Annotated in this window: 22 protein-coding genes and 1 tRNA gene; 6 read left to right on the forward strand and 17 right to left on the reverse strand. The window is 55.9% G+C overall.

Annotated elements, in window-relative coordinates; genetic code table 11:
• The first annotated feature begins 26 nt into the window (after nt 1-26).
• Both QOX26_RS00500 and QOX26_RS00505 read left to right on the forward strand, forming a co-directional pair.
• A complete protein-coding gene (locus tag QOX26_RS00500; RefSeq protein ID WP_283672929.1) occupies nt 27-2642 on the forward strand; it encodes a cation-translocating P-type ATPase in 2616 nt (871 codons plus the stop codon).
• A gap of 116 nt (nt 2643-2758) precedes the next feature.
• Nucleotides 2759-3604: an aldo/keto reductase gene (locus QOX26_RS00505; protein ID WP_283672930.1), complete on the forward strand. Its 846-nt coding sequence runs from the start codon at nt 2759-2761 to the stop codon at nt 3602-3604.
• Between the two features lie 75 nt (nt 3605-3679).
• On the opposite strand, the gene QOX26_RS00510 is transcribed toward QOX26_RS00505, so the two are convergent.
• From QOX26_RS00510 to QOX26_RS00530, 5 genes are all read right to left on the reverse strand, one after another.
• The gene (locus tag QOX26_RS00510) at nt 3680-3865 is read right to left on the reverse strand and encodes a hypothetical protein (RefSeq protein ID WP_283672931.1); all 186 of its coding nucleotides are present in this window, start codon (nt 3863-3865) and stop codon (nt 3680-3682) included.
• Between the two features lie 70 nt (nt 3866-3935).
• Complete coding sequence (locus tag QOX26_RS00515) at nt 3936-4070, reverse strand: hypothetical protein (protein WP_283672932.1); 135 nt, start codon at nt 4068-4070, stop codon at nt 3936-3938.
• Nucleotides 4071-4075: 5 nt separating this feature from the next.
• Complete coding sequence (locus QOX26_RS00520) at nt 4076-4249, reverse strand: hypothetical protein (RefSeq protein ID WP_283672933.1); 174 nt, start codon at nt 4247-4249, stop codon at nt 4076-4078.
• Between the two features lie 150 nt (nt 4250-4399).
• A tRNA-Gln gene (locus tag QOX26_RS00525) sits at nt 4400-4473 on the reverse strand.
• 162 nt (nt 4474-4635) lie between these two features.
• On the reverse strand, nt 4636-5136 hold the full coding sequence (locus QOX26_RS00530) for a cupin domain-containing protein (RefSeq protein ID WP_283672934.1): 501 nt from the start codon (nt 5134-5136) through the stop codon (nt 4636-4638).
• A 244-nt stretch (nt 5137-5380) separates the two neighbouring features.
• Here QOX26_RS00530 and typA point away from each other — a divergent pair, with 244 nt between their 5' ends.
• Genes typA through QOX26_RS00545 form a run of 3 tightly spaced genes read left to right on the forward strand, consistent with a single transcriptional unit; the run spans nt 5381 to nt 7840 of the window.
• On the forward strand, nt 5381-7201 hold the full coding sequence (gene typA / locus QOX26_RS00535) for a translational GTPase TypA (protein WP_283672935.1): 1821 nt from the start codon (nt 5381-5383) through the stop codon (nt 7199-7201).
• A 33-nt stretch (nt 7202-7234) separates the two neighbouring features.
• Nucleotides 7235-7621 carry a RidA family protein gene (locus QOX26_RS00540; RefSeq protein ID WP_283672936.1) on the forward strand — a complete coding sequence of 129 codons (387 nt, stop codon included), beginning with the start codon at nt 7235-7237 and terminating at the stop codon, nt 7619-7621.
• A gap of 3 nt (nt 7622-7624) precedes the next feature.
• Entirely contained in the window at nt 7625-7840 is a 216-nt protein-coding gene (locus QOX26_RS00545) for a DUF1653 domain-containing protein (RefSeq protein WP_283672937.1), read from the forward strand.
• Nucleotides 7841-7881: 41 nt separating this feature from the next.
• Here QOX26_RS00545 and QOX26_RS00550 read toward each other — a convergent pair whose 3' ends face one another.
• Both QOX26_RS00550 and QOX26_RS00555 read right to left on the reverse strand, forming a co-directional pair.
• Nucleotides 7882-9297 (reverse strand): flotillin family protein, encoded by a 1416-nt coding sequence (locus QOX26_RS00550; protein WP_283672938.1) that lies wholly within the window; start codon nt 9295-9297, stop codon nt 7882-7884.
• Nucleotides 9298-9357: 60 nt separating this feature from the next.
• Entirely contained in the window at nt 9358-10023 is a 666-nt protein-coding gene (locus QOX26_RS00555; protein WP_283672939.1) for an NfeD family protein, read from the reverse strand.
• A 182-nt stretch (nt 10024-10205) separates the two neighbouring features.
• On the opposite strand from QOX26_RS00555, the gene QOX26_RS00560 reads away from it, so the two are divergent.
• Nucleotides 10206-10739: a helix-turn-helix domain-containing protein gene (locus QOX26_RS00560; RefSeq protein ID WP_283672940.1), complete on the forward strand. Its 534-nt coding sequence runs from the start codon at nt 10206-10208 to the stop codon at nt 10737-10739.
• Nucleotides 10740-10804: 65 nt separating this feature from the next.
• On the opposite strand, the gene acpP is transcribed toward QOX26_RS00560, so the two are convergent.
• From acpP to QOX26_RS00610, 10 genes are read right to left on the reverse strand one after another with little or no spacing between them, the layout of a single operon-like run.
• Nucleotides 10805-11029 (reverse strand): acyl carrier protein, encoded by a 225-nt coding sequence (gene acpP / locus QOX26_RS00565; RefSeq protein ID WP_283672941.1) that lies wholly within the window; start codon nt 11027-11029, stop codon nt 10805-10807.
• 5 nt (nt 11030-11034) lie between these two features.
• Nucleotides 11035-11847, reverse strand: coding sequence for an acetyl-CoA carboxylase carboxyltransferase subunit alpha (locus QOX26_RS00570; RefSeq protein ID WP_283672942.1), 813 nt, complete (start codon nt 11845-11847; stop codon nt 11035-11037).
• Entirely contained in the window at nt 11844-12716 is an 873-nt protein-coding gene (accD, locus tag QOX26_RS00575) for an acetyl-CoA carboxylase, carboxyltransferase subunit beta (protein ID WP_283672943.1), read from the reverse strand. The genes QOX26_RS00570 and accD overlap by 4 nt, the downstream gene beginning before the upstream one ends.
• Nucleotides 12717-12731: 15 nt before the next feature.
• Nucleotides 12732-14078, reverse strand: coding sequence for an acetyl-CoA carboxylase biotin carboxylase subunit (accC, locus tag QOX26_RS00580; protein WP_283672944.1), 1347 nt, complete (start codon nt 14076-14078; stop codon nt 12732-12734).
• 13 nt (nt 14079-14091) lie between these two features.
• On the reverse strand, nt 14092-14517 hold the full coding sequence (fabZ, locus tag QOX26_RS00585) for a 3-hydroxyacyl-ACP dehydratase FabZ (protein ID WP_283672945.1): 426 nt from the start codon (nt 14515-14517) through the stop codon (nt 14092-14094).
• A gap of 15 nt (nt 14518-14532) precedes the next feature.
• On the reverse strand, nt 14533-14985 hold the full coding sequence (locus tag QOX26_RS00590; protein ID WP_283672946.1) for an acetyl-CoA carboxylase biotin carboxyl carrier protein: 453 nt from the start codon (nt 14983-14985) through the stop codon (nt 14533-14535).
• Nucleotides 14986-14989: 4 nt separating this feature from the next.
• A complete protein-coding gene (gene fabF / locus QOX26_RS00595; RefSeq protein WP_283672947.1) occupies nt 14990-16219 on the reverse strand; it encodes a beta-ketoacyl-ACP synthase II in 1230 nt (409 codons plus the stop codon).
• Between the two features lie 44 nt (nt 16220-16263).
• Nucleotides 16264-16992: a 3-oxoacyl-[acyl-carrier-protein] reductase gene (fabG, locus tag QOX26_RS00600; protein WP_283672948.1), complete on the reverse strand. Its 729-nt coding sequence runs from the start codon at nt 16990-16992 to the stop codon at nt 16264-16266.
• 12 nt (nt 16993-17004) lie between these two features.
• Nucleotides 17005-17952 (reverse strand): enoyl-[acyl-carrier-protein] reductase FabK, encoded by a 948-nt coding sequence (gene fabK, locus QOX26_RS00605; RefSeq protein WP_283672949.1) that lies wholly within the window; start codon nt 17950-17952, stop codon nt 17005-17007.
• A 16-nt stretch (nt 17953-17968) separates the two neighbouring features.
• Nucleotides 17969-18952, reverse strand: coding sequence for a beta-ketoacyl-ACP synthase III (locus tag QOX26_RS00610; protein ID WP_283672950.1), 984 nt, complete (start codon nt 18950-18952; stop codon nt 17969-17971).
• Between the last annotated feature and the right edge of the window lie 135 nt (nt 18953-19087).

The raw sequence follows: 19087 nt of genomic DNA on the forward strand, positions 1-19087 counted from the left end.
ACCAAATCAAACAGGAGGTCGTTTTGATGACACCACACCACACACCGCCGGACGAGCTTTTACGTTTTTATGCGCTTGACCCCGCCAAGGGTCTGTCCACCCAGCAGGTTGACGAAGCGCGTGCCAAATTCGGTGAAAACAAACTGCGCGAAAAGAAAAAGAAGAGCAATGCGCAGCGCTTTCTTGACCAGTTCAAGGATGTAATGATTCTGATTCTGATTGCCGCCGCCGTGGTTTCGTTCATCGTGGCACTGACGAGTGGCGGAGGGCACGACTTTTTCGAGCCGGTTCTCATTCTGCTGATTGTTGTCATCAACGCCATCATGGGCGTTTTGCAGGAAAGCAAGGCGGAAAAAGCGCTTGAGGCATTGCAGGGGCTGTCCGCACCCCATGCACGCGTGCTGCGAAACGGCAAAGAGGAAATCATTGACGCGGCCGCGCTCGTACCGGGCGATATCATCGTACTGGAGGCGGGCGATTTTGTGCCCGCGGACGCGAGACTGCTCCGTTCCTCCTCACTCAAAGCCGAGGAAGCTGCGCTGACCGGTGAATCCGTGCCCGCCGAAAAGGATGCGGCAGCCGACGTGCCGGAGAACGCACCGCTTGGCGACCGGCTCAACATGGTCTTTTCCGGCTGCTCGATTACCTACGGCCACGGCACGGCGCTCGTCACTTCAACCGGTATGAACACCGAAATGGGACGAATCGCCGGTTTGCTCAATAATGAGCAGGAAACGCAGACTCCCCTTCAGCAAAAGCTGGCAAAGCTGGGTCAATATCTCGGCATTGTCGCATTGATTGCCTGCGGCATCATTTTTGTTGTCGGCCTGCTTGACGGCATGCCCGTGATGGAAATTTTCATGACCTCGGTTTCACTTGCCGTCTCCGCCATCCCCGAAGGTCTGCCTGCCATTGTGACAATTGTGCTCTCGATTGGTGTGCAGCGCATGGTCAAGCGCAACGCAATCATCCGCCGACTGCCCGCGGTTGAAACACTGGGCAGTGCGTCCGTCATTTGCTCGGATAAGACCGGCACACTGACCCAGAACCGCATGACCCTGGTTCGCGCCTATGTCAGCGCAAACGCAGTAATCGAGGACATCACCGACCAAAACTCGCCCGAAGTGCGCCATCTGCTTGCGTACGGCACCCTTTGCTGCGACGGCTCGGTCATTTTTGACGGAGCACAGGAGCAGCACATCGGCGACCCGACCGAAACCTCCATTGTGCTGGCGGCGCATCGCAACGGCATGCCAAAGGACCAACTGAACGCGCGTTTCCCCCGTCTTGCCGAGCTGCCGTTTGACTCCGACCGCAAGCGCATGACCACCATTAACAAGGTTGACGGGCACAACATCGTCATCGTCAAGGGCGCGTTTGACGGCATTGCCGACCGCTGCGTCAAGGGCGATTTGGAGGCTGCATCCCGCATCAACGACGAGATGAGCGGGCAAGCGCTCCGCGTGCTCGCACTGGCGTGCAAGGAAATTGATGAAGTGCCCGCCGTGCTCGACATGGAAGCACTTGAAAGCGGCCTGACCCTGCTTGGTCTGGTTGGCATGATTGACCCGCCCCGCCCGGAAGCGCGGGAAGCCGTTACCGTTTGCCGCCGCGCCGGCATCCGCCCGGTGATGATTACCGGCGACCATGTCGTGACCGCATCGGCGATTGCACGCGATTTGGGCATCCTGCGCGAGGGCGATCAGGCAGTCACCGGACAGCAGCTTTCCGCCATAAGCGAAGCCGAGCTTGACGCGCGCGTTGACCATATTTCGGTCTATGCCCGTGTGTCCCCTGAGGATAAAATCCGTATCGTCAAGGCATGGCAGAGCAAGGGGCAGGTCGTTTCAATGACCGGCGACGGCGTAAACGACGCGCCCGCGCTCAAGGCCGCCGACATCGGCTGCGCGATGGGCATTACAGGTACCGACGTTGCCAAGGGCGCCGCCGACATGACGCTGACCGATGATAACTTTGCCACCATCGTTGAGGCCGTGCGCGAGGGTCGCGGTATTTATGAAAATATCAAAAAAGTGGTCGGATTCCTACTGGGCACTAACATCGGCGAGGTATTAGCCGTATTCTTTGCAATGATTTTCTGGCGGCTGACACCGCTGCTGTCCATGCAACTGTTATGGATTAACCTTGTGACTGACAGCCTGCCCGCCATCGCACTGGGCATGGAAGCGGTCGAAGACGGCATCATGGATCAGCAGCCGAAGCCGAAGAACGAGGGCATCTTTGCGCACGGTCTGGGCGTGCGTGTCGTGCTGCAAGGCTGCATGTTCGCTATTCTGACACTAATCGGCTTCCATCTCGGCCGCACGGCCACCGGACAGCTTGCAGGAGGTCAGACAATGGCCTTCATCGTACTCGCCTTCTCTCAGATTTTGCAGGCATTCAACATGCGCTCCACCCGCTCGCTCTTCAAAATAGGCTTCTTCACCAACTCCAAGCTCAATATTGCAACAGCAATCTCGCTCGGCCTGATGCTACTGGTCGTGTTTACTCCCGCCGCAACAGCGTTCGGACTCATCTCGCTGCCTGCAGTTCAGTATCTGCAGGCGATTGGCCTGGCACTTGTGCCTCTGGTCATTATGGAGCTGTCCAAGGCGCTCGGCATGATACGGCACCACGGTTAAACCGCTCTCCAAAGACCGCACCATGCAAACGTGGCGCGGTCTTTTTGCAGCATTGCCCGGCGGATTCTTTTGTGTTATAATTTTTCATATTAAAGTAGTTTTAAGGAGCATTTTGCATGAACCATATTCAAGACCGGATCCCGCTTGCATCAGGCACGGCGATTCCCTGCGTCGGCTTCGGCACATGGAAAACCCCGCCGGCAGAAACCACAGCATCCGTGGTCAATGCGATTGCCGCAGGTTATCGCCATATTGATACCGCGACCGCCTACGGGAACGAAGCCGCCGTCGGACAGGGCATCAAACAGTCAGGCGTGCCGCGCAGCGATATTTTTCTGACCACAAAGCTGTGGAATCCGGATCAAGGCTATCAGCAGACGCTGTCCGCCTGCGACAAATCCCTCGCTGCGCTGCAGACCGACTATGTTGACCTGTATCTCATTCACTGGCCGCATGACCGTAAGTATTTCGACAACTGGCAGGAGCGCAATGCCGAGACTTGGCGCGCGTTTGAGGAGCTGTACCGCGCCGGTAAGGTACGCGCGATCGGACTTTCCAACTTCCGCCCGCATCACATCGAAAACATCCTGCAAAACAGCACCATCGCCCCTATGGTAGATCAAATCGAATTTCATCCGGGCATGGCGCAGCAGGAAACACTCGCATTTTGCCGGGCCCACGGTATGGCGGTGGAGGGTTGGAGCCCGCTCGGCTCGGGCCGTGTATTCAAGCTGGAAGAGATGCACCGCCTGACTGAAAAATACGGCAAATCCGTCGCACAGCTTTGTCTGCGCTGGGCCGTGCAGCATGGTGTCATTCCGCTCCCCAAGAGCGTCACACCGTCCCGCATTGCAGAAAATGCACAGATTTTTGATTTTGTACTGGATGAGGCAGATATGACCCTGCTGGACACGCTGGACTGCGGATGGTCAGGGCTCGACCCGGACAATCTGGTCTACTGAACAGCCTCCACTTTGAATATGAAAAACGGCATAGTCGGCAGAAAACCGACTATGCCGTTTTTGTACGATGTTGCCTTAAAGTGCCGCGCTGGGAAGATTGTCCACAAAGGCCTTCATCTGATCCTCCAGCTGAATGGACTGTGCCTGATTTAAAATGGCCTGCTTTTGCTCGCTTGTACAACCCTGGTAAAACTCAATTGCTTTGATATTTTGACCAAGATACGCGCAAAAACTGGTCGGTACACCGCCGAGAGAGTACATTATATCACCTCTTGCCTAGTATGCCACAAACACGGGCAAACTATCATAATCGATACAAACCGACGACTAATTACACATCGTTTCCCTTAATGGAATGTTTTTTTGCGTTTGCGTGCTGATTTTGATTTTCGCGTGTGATTGGCGTTTGACCGTTGCATTTCTTCATACGTGCCTGCTTATTATCCGGCTGACTGTCTTTCGGCATCCGATTCACCTCTTCTTTTTTGATTTGATCTGGTTTGCACAAACCTGAAGCTCTTCAAACGTGGCGATTTCACTGTTTTGCAGTTCGGTCTGAACGGACGGTGCAAGCGTTTGAAAATACTCGAACGCTGTCAAATCCTGATCGAGAAGGTCGGACAAGCAAAGATGCACTTCATTCATAAAATCACCTCATGACATAGTTTGTCCAAAGGCACCGCCGAAATGAAGCGTAATTTTTTCTATCGAAGGGGCACTGTGACGCAAGCGCCGAGAGCAAAAGAAAAAAGTCCTCAAACCCGCATCGCAGCTAGGTTTCAGGACTTTTCTCGTTGGCAGCCGAAGAAGGATTCGAACCCTCACAAACAGAGTCAGAGTCTGTCGTGCTACCTTTACACAATTCGGCTATTTGTTCAGTTTTTGTGTCTTGCTCTTGAACTGACAAGTGTTATTATACCCAGCGTCAGAGAAAAAGTCAACACTTTTCTTTGAAAATTGAAAAAAAATTTGGAAGACCCGGTTCTAAAAAGAATTGGGTTGACGGTACTTATATCCGTCAACCCAATTCCCTATTTTTGCTCCGCTGCTTCCGCTTCGGCTTTGGTATGGTGCACCGTACCCCACGGATGCTGTGCCGGTGCATAAATTGAATACAGCTTCAGCGGTGTGTGGCCTGTATTGGTCACATTGTGCCACATGCCTGCCGGTACGAAAATTGCGTCGCCGTTGTGCACAACCTGCTCATACATCAGGTGCTCCTGCGTCGGCCCCATCTGTGTCAGTCCCTGCCCGGCTTCAATGCGCAAAAACTGATCATGATCCGCATGCAGCTCCAGACCAATAGACTCACCTGCCGGAATGCTCATTAGCGTTGCCTGCAGATTTTCTCCTGTCCAAATGGCGGTGCGGTAGTTCGGATTTCGCAGCGTTGCGACTTCTATATTCAGCACGTAGGGCTCCGGGCCGTGATCGGCAGAGGCAGGTCGAGCCGACTGCACGGCAGCCGGTACGGCCGATGCGGACATTTTCTGCTGCGCATTTCCCGTCGAACGGTATGAATTTCGGTTCATATTGTTATAATGACGATACATGTCGTTAGTTCATCTCCTTTCTGCCATACTATGCGCCTCATTGAAAGACCGTGCCCGCCGGCACTGCCTTGCACGGACATATTTGTCCCTTTTCCGCTCTTTTTTACAGTTTTAAGCGCATGTATAGCGTGAATTTTGACGGCCAGACAGCTAGAAAATACGCGTCAAACGAAGTATAATAGTATACGCACGAAAATTACCGATTCTGGAGGTATAAATAGATATGACAAGAAAAGATTTGCGCAACATCGCGATTATCGCGCACGTTGACCATGGCAAGACCACGTTGGTGGACCAGATGCTCAAGCAGGCGGGCACGTTCCGCGAGAATCAGGTCGTCGAGGAGCGCGTCATGGACTCCAACGATATCGAGCGCGAGCGCGGCATCACCATTTTGGCCAAGAACACCTCGGTACACTACAAAGATGTGAAAATCAACATCGTTGATACGCCGGGTCACGCCGACTTTTCCGGCGAGGTAGAGCGTATCCTCAAGATGGTTGACGGTGTCGTCCTGTTGGTTGACGCTGCGGAGGGTCCGATGCCGCAGACGCGCTTTGTCCTCCAGAAGGCTCTGGAATTCGGCCATAAGATTATCATTGCCATCAATAAGATTGACCGTCCCGACGCACGCCTGAACGAAATCGGCGACGAAGTGCTCGAGCTGCTGCTCAACCTTGACGCAACCAACGAGCAGCTTGACAGCCCAATCGTTTACTGCTCCGGCCGCGACGGCACGGCTTCGATGTCACCCAACGTGCCCGGTCAGGATTTGATTCCGCTTTTTGAGCAGATTCTCGACCACATCCCGTCTCCCTCGGTTGACACCGAAGGCCCGATGCAGATGCTCGTTTCCTCGATCGACTACAACGAGTATGTCGGCCGTATCGGCATCGGCCGTATCGAGCGCGGTGAAATGAAGGTCGGCCAGCAGGTTACCATCTGCGACTACCACGGCCACATGAAGCCCTATAACAGCAAGCTCGTCACACTGATGACGATCGACGGCCTCGGCCGCGCAAACGTTGATTCGGCCAAGGCGGGCGATATCGTCTGCTTCTCCGGTGTGGAAAACATCACCATCGGTGAAACCGTGTGTGATCCTGCAAATGTGCAGCCGCTGCCCTTCGTCAAGATTTCCGAGCCGACGGTCGAGATGTATTTCTCGGTTAACGACTCCCCCTTTGCCGGCCGTGAGGGCAAGTTTGTCACCTCGCGTCACCTGCGTGAGCGTCTGTTCCGCGAGCTGCTCAAGGATGTTTCGCTGCGCGTTTCCGAAACGGATACGACCGATTCCTTCCGCGTTTCCGGTCGCGGTGAAATGCATTTGTCCATCCTGATTGAGAACCTGCGCCGCGAAGGCTATGAGTTCCAGGTTGGCGCGCCCAAGGCGCTGATGCACGAGGTGGACGGCGTAACAAACGAGCCGATCGAGCGTATGATTGCTGACGTACCGCTTGATTCGGTCGGCTCTGTCATGGAAAAGATGGGCTCCCGTAAGGGCGAGCTGGTTTCCATGAGCCCGAAGGGCGACCGTATGCGCGTTGAATTCCTGATTCCGGCACGCGGCCTGTTCGGCTACCGCACCGAGTTCCTGACCGATACCAAGGGCGAAGGCGTGCTGAGCTCGGTTTTCCACAGCTACCAGCCGTATAAGGGCGAGATTCAGAAGCGCAGCCAGGGTTCGATGATTGCATTTGAAAGCGGCGAGGCCGTAGGTTACGGTCTGTTCAACGCACAGGAACGCGGCACGCTGTTCATCGGCGCAGGCACGCCTGTATACGAAGGCATGGTTATCGGCTGCACCCCGAAGAGCGAAGACATCGCCGTCAACATCTGCAAGAAAAAGCAGTTGACCAACATGCGTGCATCCGGCTCGGACGACTCACTTCGCCTGATTCCGCCGCACATCATGTCGATCGAAGAAGCACTCGAATTCCTGGGTGATGATGAACTGCTCGAAATCACACCCGAGAGCGTGCGTATCCGCAAAAAGATTCTTTCCAATAACGATCGCATGAAGAAGATCAAGGGTAAAAAGTAATTTTATATACGATTTAAGGAGATTTGATGCATCATGGCACTGAAAAATGTACTGCATTCTGATCTGGCACCGGCCGCAGTAGGCCCCTACTCGCAGGCGATTGAGGCTAACGGCTTTGTATTTACCTCAGGTCAGGTTCCGATTAACCCCAATGCCGGCAAAATTGTTGCTGAAACCATTGAAGAGCAGACCGAGCAGGTCATGCAGAACCTCAAGATGGTGCTCGCACAGGCGGGTATCGGATTTGACCGTGTTGTCAAGTCCACCTGCTTCCTGGCCGATATGAACGATTTTGCAGCATTCAACGCTGTCTATGCGCAGTATTTCCCCGAAGCCGCACCCGCACGCTCCTGCGTGCAGGTCGCCGCGCTGCCGCTCGGCGCCAAGGTGGAGGTTGAACTGGTGGCTGTCAAGGGATAAGCGATGTTCACCATTTGTTTCGGAAAATACCGTCACTATAAAGGCGGAGAGTACGAGGTTATCGGCCTTGCCAAGCACTCGGAAACGCTGGAGGATATGGTAATCTACCGCGCGCTGTATGGCGAGCGTGGTGTCTGGGCACGTCCCGCGTCGATGTGGCATGAGCTGATCGAGGTTGACGGAAAATCCGTGCCGCGTTTTCAGTATCTCGGAAATTAAAATAAAAAGAAGAGACGGTTTGCACCGTCTCTTCTTTTTATTTAGTCCTGTTCTGCGTCTGCGGGTGCATCTGTTGCCGCAGCAATCATGTCCGGCTTAGACTCGGTGCCCAGATAGCTCGGCATATCCAGACCGGCCTGCTTGAAAATCTCATGCAGCGGCGGGATGGATGCCATCATACCCGACAGGAAATTGGCGGTTGAAGATTTGCCGTCTGCATTGCCTGCGCCGGAATCCCAAACCGTGACCTTGTCGATTTTGAGGTTTTTGACCGCATCGACCTGAATCTTGACCAGCTCTTCCAGCTTGTCGGCAATCATCAGCTGTACTGCGGCCTGCGGGTCATCCCCTGCCGCTGCGACAAGCGCGCGGATACCCTCTGCCTGACGCTCCAAAATCTCCTTCGCGCCGCGTGCTTCGGCTTCCATCTTCGCAAAAATTGCATCTGCCTCGCCGCGCGCTCTGCGGCGCATGACCTCTGCCTCGGCTTCAGCCTGAATCTCCGCTTGTTCCTTTGAGATTTGTGCCTTAACGATAATATCCGCTTCCTGCGTTGCCTTTTCCAACTGCGCGCGGGTGGTTTCCGCCTCCTGCTGCGCTATGTAGGCTTCCTGCTTGGCCTTTGCCGCCTGAACAGCCTCTGCCGCTGTCGCCAAACGAAGCGCTTCCGCTTCCTTCTCACGGCGGTTTGCCTCGGACTGTGCCACTTCGATTTTCGCGTTGTTTTCGCCGTCGATTGCAGTGGCGTCTGCCGCAGCAACCTGCACACGCTGATCACGGTGCGCGTTGGCCTGACCGATTTCACCGTCACGATTCTTTTCCGCAACCGACTTCTTCGCGTCGTTGATTGCCTTGGCAGCCGCTTCCTTGCCGAGTGCGTCAATGTAGCCGGACTCATCGTTAATGTCGGTCACGTTGACGTTGATGAGGCGCAAACCAATCTTTTTCAGCTCAATTTCCACATTGCTTGCAACAGCAGAGAGGAACTTATCACGGTCGGTGTTAATCTCTTCGATGTCCATCGTTGCAACGACCAAACGGAGCTGACCGAAGATAATATCCTTGGCAAGCTCCTGAATCTCGTTGAGCTTAAGGCCGAGCAGACGCTCCGCAGCATTTTGCATGATGCCCGGTTCGGTCGAAATACCGACCGTGAAGCGGCTGGGCACGTCGATGCGGATATTCTGCTTAGACAGCGCGTTCTTCAGGTCGGCGCTGATGGAGATAGGGGTCAAATCCAGGTACTGAAACGACTGGATGACCGGCACGATGAACGCCGCGCCGCCGTGAATACATTTGGCCGAACGCGCCTGCCCGGATTTGTCCGAGCCGACCTTGCCGTAAATGACCAGAATCTTATCGGACGGGCACTTTCGGTACCGCGAAAGAATGGCCAGCAGTGCTGCGAACAGCACCACCACGATGATACAGACGGTGATGAGCATTTGTAATGGCATAGTCTTTTCCTCCACATGTTTTATTTTTACCTTTTATTGCAGCGGACGGCGTGCGTCCCACTACTCTTTTTCTACGACCAGCAGTTCACCCCGCAGGTCAGTGACGCGGACGACCGCGCCGGTGGACAGCGGTTCGCTGCTCATTGTGATGGCCGAAAACTCGTTGAGTTGTCCCTGCACCTGCAGCATCACCTTGCCCTCGCCCGCCCCCGCGGGCGGGATGGGCAAATAGACCCTGCCGCACTCCCCAATCGCGTTCCTGACATTCAGCGTGCCGTTTTCGGCCAGCTTCTGCGAAGCCTGCACCAATTTGGCCACTAAGAACATCGCAATCAGGCCAAGCACCAGACCGATGAGCATGCTCACCGTTTCATTCGAGCCTGTGCTGATGGCGACGATCGAAGACCATCCGAAGACGGTCAAAAACGCAACCACGCCCTGCAGCGTCAGCAACCGCAGCACCGAACCATCATGTACGCCGCTGCCGTCGTGACGGGATAAATCGTCAAAATCGGCATCGCTCAATTCGCTGAGATCGGTGTCGGTATCGGTCTGTATATCCAAATCAAGACCCGAGGTATCACTCGGATTGACGGCTGTTCCCCCGTCCGCCATGCCGCCTGCGACCGAAAGTACGGTCTGAATCAGCAGTATCAGTGTCGACGGGATTGCGATGCAGTACAGCACGCGCAGCACGTTGTCCAGTGCGTTCCACCATTCCGTCATTGCTGTCCCTCCTCAACTGTCGTTTTTTGTCATGTAAATTATATTTACATTTTCATTATAATATCTGGCATACCGCTTGTCAATCATACTATAGGAAATATTTATATTCCTTTTGTCTTGTTATTTTGCACGAGGTTTGGTACAATGAAGTAAATTATACTTACGCGAAAGGAACGAGTGATATGACTGCATCCGAGCTTGGCAGAAAACTGAAAGAAGCGCGTCTGGCAAAAAGAATGACGCAGGCCGAGGTCGTGGGCGACTTCATCACACGCAACATGCTCAGCCAGATTGAAAGCGGCGCGGCGATGCCGTCTGTCAGGACACTCAGTTATCTGGCGCGCGTGCTTGATCTGCCAACCGAGCAGCTGATTGCGGGCGATGGCGCGTCCGAGGACGCCTTTCGCATCCTGCTTGATGCCAAGGCTGCCTACCGCGCGGGGGATTTCGCTGCTGTCCCCTGCGATGAAACCGCCTTTCCGGATGAGGTGTCGGATGAATTATATGCACTTGCCGCGCGCGCCTGTCTGATACGCGCCCGGTCGGAAGCCGGGGTACAAGCACCCAGTGATGTGACCACCCTGATTCGCCGTGCCATTGACTTTTCCGGCAAAGGATTATATACAAACGAAGCGCTCCGCAGTGAAGCCGTGCTGTTTTTAAACGAGCAGGTTGGCCGACTGCGCGATTATTACAAGGCACTTGCCGAGGAATAAGCGCGGCCCATTAAATCTCTAAAGAAAAACGCTGTATGCAACTGCATACAGCGTTTTTTGGGTTCTTACTGATTCGCCTCGATGTAGCTCACGATGTCACCGATGGTGCTCATCTTGGTTGCTTCTTCATCGGAAATGGTGATGCCGAAGTTCTCCTCCAGATCCATCATCAGTTCAACCACGTCGAGCGAGTCGGCGTTCAGGTCCTCTTTAATCTTGGTTTCCATGGTCATGGTGGAAGCGTCAGCGTCAAACTTATCGGCCAACAGCTCGCAAATCTTTTCAAACATGGGTCTTACACTCCTTCAAATTCTTGATTATCTCTGAAAACTCCGATTTTACGGAATTTTTCATACCGTTTTTTTAGCATCGTGTCCATATCCGGCTCAGCATTAAGCTCAGCCAACGTGTCGGACAGCGCACGCTTAATGTTACGCATCATCTGCGCATTGGTCACGCCCTCGGGCACGATGCCCTCAATCATGCCAAACTCCCGCAAATCCTCCGCCGTGATGCGCAGAGTGTCGGCGGCCTCAGCCTCGCGAGTCGGGTCTTTCCACAGGATGGACGCACAGCCGCGCGGCGAAATGACTGAATACAGTGCGTTTTCGAGCATAAGCACGCGGTCGGCCACTGCAAGTGCCAATGCGCCGCCCGAACCGCCTTCGCCTGTGACAATCGAAATCACCGGCGTACGAAGCTCAATAAACTCATACAGGCAGCGGGCAATCGCCTCGCCCTGTCCGCGTTCCTCTGCGCCAACGCCGCAGAACGCGCCCGGTGTATCGACAAAGCAGAACACCGGACGGCCGAATTTTTCAGCCTGATGCGCCAGCCGAAGCGCCTTGCGGTAGCCTTCAGGGTGCGCCATGCCGAAATTAGCAGCCAGATTTTCCTCGGTTGTTTTGCCCTTGCGGTGTCCGATTACCGTAACCGGCGTGCCGCAGAACAAGCCTACGCCCGCGCAGATCGCATGATCCTCTGCAAACTCCCGGTCGCCGTGCAGCTCAATGAAATCATCGAACAGCTCGGTGATGTAATCATCAATCACCGGACGCTTGGGGTCGTGGATGATGCGCATTTTTTCAGAAGCCGGTTTGCTCATCATGCCCTTCGCACCTGCCTTTTCTTCGGTTTGGGCTGGCGATGCATTTTCAGCAGCTTTTCCAGCGTACTTTTCAGCTGATTGCGCGGAACTATTTTATCACAGAATCCATGCGATAGCAAGAACTCCGATGACTGAAAATCATCCGGCAGGGTTTCGCCGATGGTGCCTTCAATCACGCGTCGGCCTGCAAAGCCGATTGTCGTGCGCGGCTCGGCAAGGATAATATCACCCAGCATGGCGAAGGACGCGGTTACGCCGCCCGTTGTGGGGTCGGTCAGCACCGTGATATACAGCAGTCCCGCATCCGAATGCCGCCGCGCTGCCGCGGAGACCTTGGCCATCTGCAGCAGAGAGAACATGCCCTCCTGCATGCGTGCGCCGCCCGAACAGGTAAACAGCACCACGGGAAGTGCCTTTTCGGTCGCATATTCAAACAGGCGGGTCAGCTTTTCACCGACAACGCTCCCCATCGAAGCCATCATAAAATGACTGTCCATAACACCGATACAAGCTTCCGTACCGCCGATTTTACACACGCCGGTCAATACCGCATCGGGCATACCGAGTTTTTCCGAAAGCTGTGCCGCCTTGTCCGCATAACCCGGAAAGTCAATCGGGTCTGCCGGAGCCAGCGATTCGTTCAGTGCCTGAAACGTATCCTTATCCGCAATTTGTCGGATGCGCGTACGCGCAAGCAAGCGACCGTAGCGGCCGCAATGCGGGCAGACGTACAGGTTTTTGCCGTAGGCGTAGGCTTTCAGCTCAGCGCCGCAGCCCTTGCAGGTCACGACCTTCACGCCCGCATCCTCCTGCGGCTTCATTTCCATCGAAGTCTCGCGCGTCTTTTGGAACAGGTCAATCAGTCCCATGCGTATCCTCCTTTCTTAGCGGTCAAAATCGCCGTTGGCAATGGAATTGACGTGGAAATCCGCGTGTTCAAAAGCCTCCGAGCGCAATATATGCATTTGATAGTCCGTTCCCGTGATGACACCCTCAAACAGAGTCTCAGCCAGTGCACGGCGCATACGGGCAATGGCCTGTGCACGGTCAGCGCCGTATGCAATCAGCTTGCCGATCATCGAATCGTAAAAGGGTGGGATTTTGTATCCCTGATAGGCGGCCGTATCCATGCGCACACCTGGACCGCCCGGCAGATGCATTGAAACCAGGGTGCCCGGACAGGGCGCGAACTCCCGCGAGGGGTCTTCCGCATTGATGCGGCATTCGATTGCATGGCCGCGCAGCAGAAGATCGTCCTGCGTAAAAGCCAGCGGCTCACCCGCCGCGACCTTAATCTGCTCGCACACCAAATCAACGCCGGTGACCTGCTCGGTGACCGGATGCTCGACCTGAATGCGGGTGTTCATCTCGCAGAAGTAGAAATTCCGATCGGAATCGACCAAGAACTCAATCGTACCCGCGTTCCGATAGCCGACGCGCTTTGCCAAATCAACCGCCGCGCTGCACATGCGGGCGCGCAGGTCTTCGTCTACAAAGGCGGAGGGCGCTTCCTCTATCAGCTTCTGGTGGCGGCGCTGTACCGAGCACTCACGCTCGAACAGGTGCACAATGTTGCCGTAGCTGTCACCCAGAATCTGCACCTCGATGTGGCGCGGATTGTGAATGTAGCGCTCCATGTAAATGCGGCCGTCACCGAAGTTGGCCTGCGCCTCGGAGGAGGCGTTGTCATACGCCGTTTTCAGCTCAGACGCATCCTGCGCCACGCGAATGCCCTTGCCGCCGCCGCCCGATGCCGCCTTGAGCATAACGGGATAGCCGATGCGTTCTGCCTCTCGTTCCGCTTCAGCAAAGTCCGCGACCGCGCCGTCCGTGCCCAGTGCCACAGGTACGCCTGCCGCAATGGCATTGCGCTTGGCTTCGGCCTTATCGCCCATCAGACGGATTGTCTGCGCAGTCGGTCCGATGAAGGCAAGTCCGGCTTCGGTCGTCAACTCGGCAAAGTCCGGATTCTCCGACAGAAAGCCGAAGCCCGGATGAATCGCCTGACAGCCCGATGCGACGGCAGCCGATATGATATTGTTCATGTTCAGATAGCTGTCCGCTGCGCGGGCGGGACCGATACACACCGCCTCATCCGCAATCTGCGCGTGCAGCGCTTCGCGGTCTGCCTCAGAATAAACAGCGACCGAAACGATGCCCATATCGCGGCAGGCCTGAATCACGCGCACCGCGATTTCGCCGCGGTTTGCGATTAATACCTTTTGAAACATTGTCTCTCCTGCCTCAGTCCATGATGACCATGCACTTGATCTCGGCCTCGGCGGCCTTCTGGTCGCCCACCCAAGCGATGCCTTCCGCAACCGCCATCGGGCCGCGGCGCTTGGTAAAGGTAATCTCCATGCGCAGGGTGTCACCCGGCTTTGCCATCGCGCGGAATTTCGCCTTGTCAATGCCGGTGTAGACCGCCGTCTTGCCCTTATATTCAGGGATGGACAGCAATGCAACCGCGCCGACCTGTGCCAGCGCTTCCAGACGGAACACGGCGGGCATGATTGGGTTTCCGGGAAAGTGTCCCTGGAAAAAGAACTCGTCGCCCGTCAGGTGCAGCGTGCCGACCGCGTGCGTCTCGTCCATTTCGATAATCTCATCGACCAGCAGCATCGGTGCACGGTGCGGGATGATCTCCATGATCTGTTCCTTGTTCAGCATTTTGATCTTCCTTCCTTATTCCTCGATCACAACGACCGTCTGCTTATATTCCACCATATCGCCGGGCTGCGCAAGAATGCGCACGACTGTGCCGTCGCAGGGCGATTTGATTTCGTTCATTGTCTTCATAGCTTCGATGATGAACAGGGTATCGCCCTTTTTCACCTTCTGCCCGACCAGCACAAACGGAGGTGCATCCGGCGATGCAGACGAGTAAAACACACCGACCAGCGGCGCTTCCACCGCCCGACCCGCAGGCAGTTCCGCCGCCTGCGCGGCCGCGGTCTCGATATTCGGCACTGCTGTCGGTGCAGCGGACACAGTTGCCGCAGGAGCTACCGTGGCAGACTCGGCCGCGCGAACCTTAATCTTCACGTCCTCCGCCTCAATCACAACCTCGCCCAGTCCTCTGGCCTTCAGCGCGTCCATCAGCTCGATGGCGGCCTGCTTCAGTTCGTTGATATCCATGCCCTTACACCTTCTTAATCAGCACGGTCGCATTGTGACCGCCAAAACCCAGAGAGTTGGAGATCGCAACGCGAATCGGCATTTCGACCGCCTTGTTGGGCGTGATGTCAAGGTCGCACTCAGGGTCTGCTTCCTTGTAGCCGATAGTCGGCGGGACAACGCCCTCTTCGATGGCCTTGACGCAGGCGATTGCTTCAATTGCAGCCGCGCCGCCGAGCAGATGGCCGGTCATCGACTTGGTCGAAGAGACCTTGACCTTATATGCATGGTCACCGAGCGCTTTTTTGAGAGCAATGGTCTCATACTTCTCATTAAGCGGCGTCGACGTACCGTGAGCATTCACATAATCCACATCGGCAGGTGTAAGACCGGCATCGGTAATCGCGCCCAGAATGGCGCGGGAAGCCGCTTCGCCCGACGGGTCGGGGCTTGTAATGTGATACGCGTCGCCCGATGCGCCGTAGCCCGCGACCTCCGCCAGAATGGCAGCGCCGCGCGCCTGTGCGTGCGACAGGCTCTCGAGCACGAGACAACCCGCACCCTCACCCATGACAAATCCGGAGCGGCGTGCGTCAAACGGGATGGAGGCCGCTGCGGGATCGTCGCCCGTGTGCAGTGCCTTCATATTCTGGAAACCGGCGACCGCAATCGGGATGATGCCGTTTTCCGTGCCGCCGCAGACCACGATGTCCTGATAGCCGTGGCGAATGGCACGCATGGCCTCACCGATGGCGTGATTGCTCGACGCACAAGCCGAAACCGGGCAGAAATTTTCGCCCTTAAAGCCAAAGCGCATCGAAATGTGTGCCGCGGCCATGTTGACAATCATTTCAGGGATGCAGACCGGCGAAACACGACCCGGCCCTTTTTCATTGAGCTTTGCGCTCTCGATTTCCACAACATGCAGACCGCCCACACCCGCGCCAAAAATCACGCCGGTACGGTAGGGATCGAAGTTGCCCTCGGTCAGTCCTGCTTGCTCGACCGCCTGCTGCGCGGCGGCAAGCGCGAAGTGACAGTTTTGATCCATGCGGCGCGCTTCCCGCTTGTCCACATACTGCTCCACGTCAAAATCCTTGACCTCCGCGGCCAGTTTTACTTTATAATCAGAAGGGTCAAACTTGGTGAGCGGCCCAATGCCGCACTTGCCCGCCTTGAGCGAGGCCCAAAAGCTGTCCACATCGTTGCCGACAGGCGTGATTGCGCCCATACCGGTGATAACTACTCGTTCCATAAGCATTTTTCCTTTCCTGTGTCGTTCCCTCTGCCGATTGCGTGTTAAATCATGCCGCCGTCCGCGACAATCACCTGTCCGGTGATGTAGGACGCCGCGTCGGACGTGAGGAAGGACGCGATGCTCGCGATTTCCTCCGGCTTGCCGCAGCGCTTCATGGCAATTTGGCTCAGCATGGCATTTTTCACATCCTCGGGCAGCACATCGGTCATGTCGCTCTCGATGAAGCCCGGTGCAATCGCATTGACGCGCACGCCGCGCGCGCCAAGCTCCTTGGCGGCCGACTTGGTCAGACCGATTACACCTGCCTTGGAGGCCGAATAGTTGGCCTGTCCCGCGTTGCCCGAAATACCAACGACCGAGCTTAAATTGACAATGCTGCCCGCCTTGGCGCGCATCATCATGGCGCCGACCAGCTGGAGCATGTTGAACGTGCCCTTGAGGTTGACCGACAGCACAGCGTCAAACTGGTCAGGCTTCATGCGGACGAGCAGACCGTCGCGCGTAATGCCGGCATTATTAATCAGGATGGTCGGCACGCCGAGCTCCTCCTTGATTTCCTTCACCGCCTTATCGCACGCGTCATAATCGGCAACGTCCCACTGCTTGGCAAGCACCCGAACGCCGTGCGCCCGGCACTGATCCGCGACCGCCGCGGCCTTTTCGACCGAGGACGCGCAGTTGATGACGATATCATGACCATCCGCGGCCAGTTTCTCGGCGATCGCCGCGCCAATGCCGCGCGAAGCGCCGGTTATAATTGCAATTCCCATCAAACGATCTCCTTATTCAAAGCGTGCAAAGCCTGCGCGAAGCAGCGCTTCCGCATCCGCGGTCATAGATTTAAGCACGTCCTCGCACGAGCGCAGCTCCCGCAGCATGCCCGCAATCTGGCCGGACATAAAGGTGCCCTCTTCGTAGTTGCCATCCTGCACGGCCTTCCGCAGCGAACCCGCGGTTGCGGCTTCGATCTCCTCGAGCGACTGATCGGTCACTTCCTTCTCAAGCTCCAGACACTTGCGCGTCAGCGGCGTCTTGAGTGCGCGCACCGGATGTCCCGACGGGCGGCCGGTCACAACGGTGGAAATATCGCTGGCTTTCAGCACCAGCTCCTTGTACTTTTCGGAAATTTGGCACTCGGGCGTGGCGAGAAACACCGTGCCGCACTGCACGCCTTCTGCGCCCATAAGGAGCGCCGCCGCCATGCCGCGACCGTCTGCAATGCCGCCTGCGCCGATGACCGGAATATCCAACGCATCTACCACCTGCGGCAGAAGCGCCATAGTGGTCAGCTCGCCGATGTGTCCGCCGCCCTCCATGCCTTCCGCGATGACGGCATCCGCGCCCGCGCGCTCCATGCGCTTAGCAAGCGCGACAGAGGCGACTACCGGCATTACCTTAATACCCGCCTGTTTCCAGTTTTCCATATATTTTCCCGGATTACCCGCACCAGTGGTTAAAACCTCAATTTTTTCATCAATTGCGAGCTGTGCAAGGTCGTCCGCATTGGGAGAGAGCAGCATGATGTTCATACCAAGCGGCTTGTCCGTAATTTCGCGTGCACGGCGGATTTCCTGACGAATCACATCGACCGGCGCTGCGCCGCCCGCGATGATGCCAAGACCGCCCGCTTTGGAGACCGCCGCCGCCAGATGGTGCTCTGCAATCCAAGCCATCGCGCCCTGTACAATCGGATATTCAATGCCCAGTAATTCGGTAATTTTCGTTTTCATATCACTCATGCTCCTTTTACAGTCTGACCACAAAGGCACCATAGGTCAGGCCGCCACCAAAACCGGTGCATACAACGGTCTGTCCCTCGTGCAGCAGACCCTTCTGCCGCATCTCGTCCATGCACAGCGGAATACTGGCCGACGAGGTGTTGCCGAAGCGATCCAGATTGACATAAATTTTTTCCTTGGGCAGGTTATACTTTTTTGCAATGACGTCCAAAATACGCAGGTTGGCCTGATGCGGCACTACCCAGTCGATGTCCGCCGCGGTAAGACCCGCACGGCTGAGCGCCTCATCAATCGCGCTGGGCACAGCCGTGGCGGTAAAGCGCACAACCGGCGCACCCTGCATCTTGAGAAAACGCGCGGTGTGGTCGAAGGTGCGATCCGAATGCAGAGGATCTTCCTCCAACGGCAGCGCCTCCATATAAAGGTACTCTGCACCCGAGCCGTCCGCTGCGATATAAGAGGACAAAATGCCCTTATCCGCCTCTTCGGTCGCGGTGTAAACCGCAGCACCTGCCGCGTCGCCAAACAGCACGCAGGTGCCGCGATCGGTATAATCGGTGATGCGGGACAGGGTTTCCGCCGATACAACCAGCACGGTCTTGGCCTTGCCACACTTAATATAGCTGTCCGCAATGTCGGAAGCGTTGATAAAGCCGGTGCAGCAGGTGTTCACGTCCATCGCCGCACACTTTGCGCCCAGCTTGTCCTGGATGACACTGGCTTCAATCGGCGAATACGTATCCGGCGTGCAGGTGCTGACGATAATCAGGTCGATCTCATCTACCGAAACGCCCGCATCCTCCAGCGCACGCTCGGCAGCCTTCAGTCCGAGTTCCCACGTGTGCATGCCCTTGGCAATGCGGCGCTCGCGTATGCCGGTGCGCTTGACGATCCATTCGTCGTTCGTATCGACCAGCTGCTCCAACATTTCGTTGGTCAGCACGAAATCAGGCACATACGAACCTGTTCCGATCATCTTGCAGTTCATCATATCCACACTCCCTAAAGTTCAAATCGCTTCTCCCGTTGATTCGTGGAAAAGCGACAATAGTTTGATTGACAAAGTAATACTTGTCTATTATAATGAATACCAATGGAATTGTCAACCTTTTCCCACGGCTGACGA

It is taken from the genome of Butyricicoccus sp. Marseille-Q5471 (assembly GCF_951230135.1).
GTDB lineage: Bacteria > Bacillota > Clostridia > Oscillospirales > Butyricicoccaceae > Agathobaculum.

What these genes read in the sequence shown, in the direction of transcription:
- QOX26_RS00500 (WP_283672929.1), top strand. Translation starts at nt 27, where the DNA reads ATGACACCACACCACACACCGCCGGACGAGCTTTTACGTTTTTATGCG.
- QOX26_RS00505 (WP_283672930.1), top strand. Translation starts at nt 2,759, where the DNA reads ATGAACCATATTCAAGACCGGATCCCGCTTGCATCAGGCACGGCGATT.
- QOX26_RS00510 (WP_283672931.1), bottom strand. Translation starts at nt 3,865, where the DNA reads ATGTACTCTCTCGGCGGTGTACCGACCAGTTTTTGCGCGTATCTTGGT.
- QOX26_RS00515 (WP_283672932.1), bottom strand. Translation starts at nt 4,070, where the DNA reads ATGCCGAAAGACAGTCAGCCGGATAATAAGCAGGCACGTATGAAGAAA.
- QOX26_RS00520 (WP_283672933.1), bottom strand. Translation starts at nt 4,249, where the DNA reads ATGAATGAAGTGCATCTTTGCTTGTCCGACCTTCTCGATCAGGATTTG.
- QOX26_RS00530 (WP_283672934.1), bottom strand. Translation starts at nt 5,136, where the DNA reads ATGAACCGAAATTCATACCGTTCGACGGGAAATGCGCAGCAGAAAATG.
- typA (WP_283672935.1), top strand. Translation starts at nt 5,381, where the DNA reads ATGACAAGAAAAGATTTGCGCAACATCGCGATTATCGCGCACGTTGAC.
- QOX26_RS00540 (WP_283672936.1), top strand. Translation starts at nt 7,235, where the DNA reads ATGGCACTGAAAAATGTACTGCATTCTGATCTGGCACCGGCCGCAGTA.
- QOX26_RS00545 (WP_283672937.1), top strand. Translation starts at nt 7,625, where the DNA reads ATGTTCACCATTTGTTTCGGAAAATACCGTCACTATAAAGGCGGAGAG.
- QOX26_RS00550 (WP_283672938.1), bottom strand. Translation starts at nt 9,297, where the DNA reads ATGCCATTACAAATGCTCATCACCGTCTGTATCATCGTGGTGGTGCTG.
- QOX26_RS00555 (WP_283672939.1), bottom strand. Translation starts at nt 10,023, where the DNA reads ATGACGGAATGGTGGAACGCACTGGACAACGTGCTGCGCGTGCTGTAC.
- QOX26_RS00560 (WP_283672940.1), top strand. Translation starts at nt 10,206, where the DNA reads ATGACTGCATCCGAGCTTGGCAGAAAACTGAAAGAAGCGCGTCTGGCA.
- acpP (WP_283672941.1), bottom strand. Translation starts at nt 11,029, where the DNA reads ATGTTTGAAAAGATTTGCGAGCTGTTGGCCGATAAGTTTGACGCTGAC.
- QOX26_RS00570 (WP_283672942.1), bottom strand. Translation starts at nt 11,847, where the DNA reads ATGATGAGCAAACCGGCTTCTGAAAAAATGCGCATCATCCACGACCCC.
- accD (WP_283672943.1), bottom strand. Translation starts at nt 12,716, where the DNA reads ATGGGACTGATTGACCTGTTCCAAAAGACGCGCGAGACTTCGATGGAA.
- accC (WP_283672944.1), bottom strand. Translation starts at nt 14,078, where the DNA reads ATGTTTCAAAAGGTATTAATCGCAAACCGCGGCGAAATCGCGGTGCGC.
- fabZ (WP_283672945.1), bottom strand. Translation starts at nt 14,517, where the DNA reads ATGCTGAACAAGGAACAGATCATGGAGATCATCCCGCACCGTGCACCG.
- QOX26_RS00590 (WP_283672946.1), bottom strand. Translation starts at nt 14,985, where the DNA reads ATGGATATCAACGAACTGAAGCAGGCCGCCATCGAGCTGATGGACGCG.
- fabF (WP_283672947.1), bottom strand. Translation starts at nt 16,219, where the DNA reads ATGGAACGAGTAGTTATCACCGGTATGGGCGCAATCACGCCTGTCGGC.
- fabG (WP_283672948.1), bottom strand. Translation starts at nt 16,992, where the DNA reads ATGGGAATTGCAATTATAACCGGCGCTTCGCGCGGCATTGGCGCGGCG.
- fabK (WP_283672949.1), bottom strand. Translation starts at nt 17,952, where the DNA reads ATGAAAACGAAAATTACCGAATTACTGGGCATTGAATATCCGATTGTA.
- QOX26_RS00610 (WP_283672950.1), bottom strand. Translation starts at nt 18,952, where the DNA reads ATGATGAACTGCAAGATGATCGGAACAGGTTCGTATGTGCCTGATTTC.